4 protein-coding genes and 1 pseudogene are annotated in these 3,950 nt (G+C 62.9%); 1 reads left to right on the forward strand and 4 read right to left on the reverse strand.

Annotated features, from left to right (window positions below):
- On the forward strand, positions 1–548 hold a 548-nt coding region (locus ABR948_RS28775), incomplete at its 5' end, for a tetratricopeptide repeat protein (RefSeq protein ID WP_428124581.1).
- Here ABR948_RS28775 and ABR948_RS28780 read toward each other — a convergent pair.
- The 4 genes and pseudogenes from ABR948_RS28780 to ABR948_RS28795 all read right to left on the reverse strand — a co-directional run.
- Positions 537–1,250: a hypothetical protein gene (locus tag ABR948_RS28780; RefSeq protein WP_428124583.1), complete on the reverse strand. Its 714-nt coding sequence runs from the start codon at positions 1,248–1,250 to the stop codon at positions 537–539. The two genes, ABR948_RS28775 and ABR948_RS28780, sit on opposite strands and share 12 nt — an antisense overlap.
- Before the next feature lie 294 nt (positions 1,251–1,544).
- Positions 1,545–3,338: an ABC transporter substrate-binding protein gene (locus tag ABR948_RS28785; protein ID WP_428124585.1), complete on the reverse strand. Its 1,794-nt coding sequence runs from the start codon at positions 3,336–3,338 to the stop codon at positions 1,545–1,547.
- Between the two features lie 74 nt (positions 3,339–3,412).
- A complete protein-coding gene (locus ABR948_RS28790; protein WP_428124587.1) occupies positions 3,413–3,739 on the reverse strand; it encodes a DUF2160 domain-containing protein in 327 nt (108 codons plus the stop codon).
- Positions 3,740–3,750: 11 nt separating this feature from the next.
- A pseudogene (locus ABR948_RS28795) lies at positions 3,751–3,950 on the reverse strand (carbohydrate ABC transporter permease); the annotation flags it as partial.

Raw genomic sequence — 3,950 nt, forward strand, 5'->3', positions numbered from 1 at the left:
CGCATCTCGATCGGGTGATCGCGATCGCGCCGCAACGCGATGCGTTTCTCGAAAAGGCGCGAACGCTCGACCAGGCTGCGGTTCATCAGCCGGAGCTGCGGCCGCAGGCGCGCGAGGCGTGGCGGGCCATTCTCGACGTAATTCCCAAAAACCAGGAGGCCGCGGCGCGGCTGGGACGGCTGGCTTTCGAGGATGGCGACACTGCCACCGCGGCGTCCCTGCTGGAGCGCGCCGTGGCGGGCGAGGTGGTGCCGGCGTCGGTCTGGTTCGATCTCGGCCTCGTCCGTCAGGATTTGCGCGACCGTGCCGGCGCCGCCAGCGCCTATCGCCGGGCGATCGAACTCAAGCCCGATTACGCGGAAGCCGCGCTCAATCTCGGCGTCGTGCTGCAGGACTCCGGCGATATCGAGGGCGCGATGCGCGCCTATGCGCAAACCTATCGGCTGCGTCCTCAAAGCTTCGGCACCATTGCGATGGCGCTGACATCGGCGCCGCATGGCCGGCTGTGGCTCGATGAGGCCGCGCTGCGAAGCGCGTTAGGTGGTTGAACGTCCGCGTCGCGCGCGAAACCGCTTGCGATAGACGCCGGGGCTGGCCAGCACTTCGGCCACCGTCGTCTCATAGGCGGCCTTTTCGGCCTCGTCGAAACATTCGAATTCAAGCTGCGGCGCGGCGCGCGGCACCGCAAAGCACTGCGCCACCGGCGTGCCCTTGGGCAGCACGCCGGTAAATTCCGGCTGCAACCACACGGCCGGGAAATTGATCCCGCCATCGTGGAAGCGATCGGCGTCCACCAGGCCCGAGATCAGGCGAAACGGCAGGTCGTCGCGGTTGACGGGGTGGGTGGCAAACAGCGACCAGCCGGGCTCCAACTCGATGGTCCAGAAGCTGTTGAATTTGATCGCGGCCTGTCCGCCCCGCGCGAACGGCGCATCGGGGAATTGGGCCGCGACATGGAAGCTCAGGGGCGCGCGGGGATGTCCGGATGTCAGCGGTTCCGGAATGTCCCAGGCCCAGGAAAACGAACCGCTGTTGACCGTGATGTCGCAGGGCAGCAGGATCAACACGCCATAGGCCATCGCGTCCACAAAGGGCGGGCATTGCTTCACGGTGCGAATGTCGCGGCCGTGGATTTCCGAAGCCGCCTTCGAAGGCATGGCGCGGAGCCAGTCCGGCAGCACGCTTCGCGCCGGAACCGGCCGCGGCAGATATTCAGACAAGGCCGGATCGCAACGGAAGATCATGCGCATGGCGGGCTCCTGGGGTAGGCGGGGAATTGCTCCCGATGTCGTCATGCCCGCGAAAGCGGGCATCCAGTACTCGCCGCCGCTGAATCGAGAAGGCGCGGAGTACTGGATCGTCCGCGTACGCGGACGATGACGGGACTATAATGAAAAAAGGCCGGGATTGCTCCCGACCTTTTGTTTTCTCGTCATGCCCCGCGAAAGCGGGGCATCCAGTAATCGCCGGCGGCAGCGATTGAGCCGAGAAGCCGCGGTGTACTGGATCGTCCGGTCAAGCCGGACGATGACAGTAAGTTAGCCTCAGTTCGAAGCGCGCTTCGGCGGGCTTGCCGGCCACGACTTGATCAGGGTGTCGTAGTCGACGGTTTCGCCCTTCGGCTTTTCGTTCGCCAGCTTGCGCTGGGGCGCGATGTTGCCGTCCTTGGCCGACTTGGCGAACCAGTACTCGGCGGTTTCCTTCTTGTTGAGCTTCGGTCCGCAGGCGCCCTGCACACCGGATTTCTCCAGACGCTCCATCACCGAGTCCTGCGCTGCGGCCAGCGAGTCCATCGCCGCCTGCGGCGTCTTCGCACCGGACGACGCATCGCCGATGTTCTGCCACCACAATTGCGCAAGCTTCGGATAATCCGGCACGTTGTTGCCGGTCGGGGTCCACTGCACGCGCGCGGGCGAGCGGTAGAACTCGATCAGCCCACCGAGCTTCGGCGCACGTTCCGTGAAGCTCTTGTCCCAGATATCGGACTCACGAATGAAGGTGAGACCGACATGGCTCTTCTTCAGGCTCACGGTCTTGGAGACGATGAACTGTTGATAGAGCCAGGCCGCCTTGCGGCGGTCGACCGGGGTGGACTTCAGCAGCGTCACCGAACCCACGTCCTGATAGCCGAGCTTCATGCCGTCCTTCCAGTAGGCACCGTGCGGCGACGGCGCCATCCGCCACTTCGGCGTACCATCCGCATTCATGACCGGCAGACCAGGCTTCACCATGTCGGCGGTGAAGGCGGTGTACCAGAAGATCTGCTGGGCGATATTGCCTTGCGACGGCACCGGACCCGATTCGGAGAAGGTCATGCCTTGCGCCTGCGGCGGGGCATATTTCTTCATCCAGTCGAGATATTTGACGATCGAATAGACCGCCGCCGGACCGTTGACGTCGCCGCCACGCTCGACCGACGAGCCGACCGGGCGACAGCCTTCCATGCGGATGCCCCATTCGTCGACCGGAAGTCCGTTCGGGATGCCCCTGTCGCCATTGCCGGCCATCGACAACCACGCGTCGGTGAAACGCCATCCCAATGACGGATCCTTCTTGCCGTAGTCCATGTGGCCATAGACCCGCACGCCGTTGATTTCCTTGACGTCGTTGGTGAAGAACTCGGCAATGTCCTCATAGGCCGACCAGTTCACGGGAACGCCGAGTTCGTAGCCATACTTGGCCTTGAACTTGGCCTTGTATTCCGGATTGCTGAACCAGTCGTAGCGGAACCAATAGAGGTTCGCGAACTGCTGGTCGGGCAACTGGTAGAGATGACCGTTCGGCGCCGTGGTGAACGACTTGCCGATGAAGTCATTGACGTCGAGGCCGGGGTTGGTGACGTCCTTGCCCTCGCCAACCATCCATTCCGTCAGGTCGACGGCCTGACCGTAGCGGAAATGGGTTCCGATAAAGTCAGAGTCGTTGATCCAGGCGTCGTACACATTCTTGCCCGATTGCATCTGGGTCTGGATCTTCTCGACGACATCGCCTTCCTGGATGATGTCGTGCTTGACCTTGATGCCGGTGATTTCCTCGAACGCCTTGGCCAGCGTCTTCGATTCATACTCGTGCACCGTCAGGGTTTCGGAGACCGCGTTGATCTCCATGCCCTTGTAGGGTGCGGCGGCCTTGATGAACCACTGCATTTCCTTCATCTGGTCGTCTTTGGACAGCGTCGAGGGCTGAAATTCGCTGTCGATCCATTTTTTGGCGGCAGCTTCGTCCGCGAATGCAGGCGCGGTGATCGCAGCCGACGCTGCCATCAGCGCGACCGCGCTTGTCATCATCAAGATACGGGTCCGGGTCGCGGGACCCCTGGTCATCTCCAAGTGTCGCATGTTGTTTCCTCCGTTGCAGGCGACAGACATATTCAGGCCCGGGTTGACCCCGGATCTGCTCTTTTTCGCGTGCCTCAAACGGTCCGAAATATGGCAACCGCCGAAACAAGCGAAATCACGGTAGCGAGCCAGAGGCTCGACAATTCAATTCCCTCCCCGACCGGAACGGTCGCGATGGTGTCGGTGCCGACAAAGCCGATCCACAACAGATGGATCACGGCGGCCATGATCAGCGAGATGAACAGGCGGTCGCCGCGCGTGGTCGGAATCCGCAGGATCCCGACCCGTTCGGCTTCCGGATACGCCACCGCCAGCCAGGTCATGACCGCCAGCGTCATCGAAAGCAGCACGAAAAAGATCGCGGTCGGGAGCGTCCAGGCCATCCATGCGATGCTCTCCATCAGGCCCTCCCTCAAACCCGGCCGAGCGCGAAACCGCGCGCGATGTAGTTGCGGACGAACCAGATCACCAGCGCGCCGGGGATGATGGTCAGGACCCCGGCCGCGGCCAGCAATCCCCAATCCATTCCGGCGGCGGAAACGGTACGGGTCATGACCGCCGCGATCGGCTTGGCGTTGACCGAGGTCAACGTGCGCGCCAGCAGCAATTCGA

The sequence above is a fragment of the Bradyrhizobium sp. genome, assembly GCF_050014615.1.
Lineage (GTDB): Bacteria > Pseudomonadota > Alphaproteobacteria > Rhizobiales > Xanthobacteraceae > Bradyrhizobium.

Coding starts and splice junctions, on each gene's coding strand:
- ABR948_RS28780 (WP_428124583.1), bottom strand. CDS start 1,250: ATGCGCATGATCTTCCGTTGCGATCCGGCCTTGTCTGAATATCTGCCG.
- ABR948_RS28785 (WP_428124585.1), bottom strand. CDS start 3,338: ATGCGACACTTGGAGATGACCAGGGGTCCCGCGACCCGGACCCGTATC.
- ABR948_RS28790 (WP_428124587.1), bottom strand. CDS start 3,739: ATGGAGAGCATCGCATGGATGGCCTGGACGCTCCCGACCGCGATCTTT.